An 883-nucleotide genomic window follows, 5' to 3' on the forward strand; every position below is an offset into this window, starting at 1 on the left:
TAGCCCTCTTTCTGGCAGTAATTCAGCGCGGCCTGAAGCGTGTTCAGCTCCCTGCGGACTGTTCCAGCGGCGCGTGCGCGAAGCTTGGCATAGCGCCTGCAGGTCTCGCCCTTGATGGCCGAGACAGGCAGGGCACCCCAGAACGGGAGCAGGGCGGTCATGGCATACCCGATACGAGCCGGATCGGCCACGGTGGGCGCATGCTCGGTGCCGTAGAACGTCAGGACATCGGCGATGGTTATGGCATGCGTTTCAGCGGGACCACTGCTCCGGTACTTGCCGGCGATGTACCGTGCGAGTTGCTCTTCAGCCGCGCTGCGATCTGCTGTGCCTGTGCTGATTTCGGTGCCAGCGTCTTTGATGACGAATGTGGGGCTTCGCCCTTTTCGCTTTCGCAGGAAGAGGCGCGCGCCCTTTGATGGCATCGGCATTTTTCGATCAGCTCCGGCATTTCTCGGGCGTAGATCCTTGAGGAGCGCCCAAATCTGATAAGGTATCCGTGTTTTTCGGCTTCGCGCTGTAAAGAGGCCTTTGGGATGCCCCACTGACTTGCAGCGTCGGCCAACGTCAGCAGCTGCTTGGTCACGCCGCCACCTGCTGCATCGCGCTGTCGCCCCATTGTGCCGCTGCGGCCTGCATCATCCCGGGGAATGAGCGGCTGCGCTGTCTGGCGCGATCAGGGCCAGGAGGCATGCGGTGGATGCGGTTCCAGCGCCGCCAGGCATCCGAGTGGCGCTGCGGCTCTTGGAGCTTGTCTGTGGCGCGGAGAGGGGGTAGGCCGCGCAGGTACCAGTCTGTCGCCTTGCAGGCCGGCTCTCCAAACCAGAAGGGCTGCACGATGTGAGGTGCGGGCAGATCGGTCGGCATGGCGTCGCGAGCGAGG

Annotated in this window: 2 pseudogenes; both read right to left on the reverse strand. The window is 63.6% G+C overall.

The features are described from left to right. Positions 1-431, reverse strand: a pseudogene (locus ACJ5NV_RS20410) (tyrosine-type recombinase/integrase); the annotation flags it as partial. Between the two features lie 151 nt (positions 432-582). Continuing rightward, positions 583-883 (reverse strand): annotated as a pseudogene (locus ACJ5NV_RS20415) (hypothetical protein); the annotation flags it as partial.

This window comes from Loktanella agnita (assembly GCF_046640325.1).
GTDB lineage: Bacteria > Pseudomonadota > Alphaproteobacteria > Rhodobacterales > Rhodobacteraceae > Yoonia > Yoonia agnita.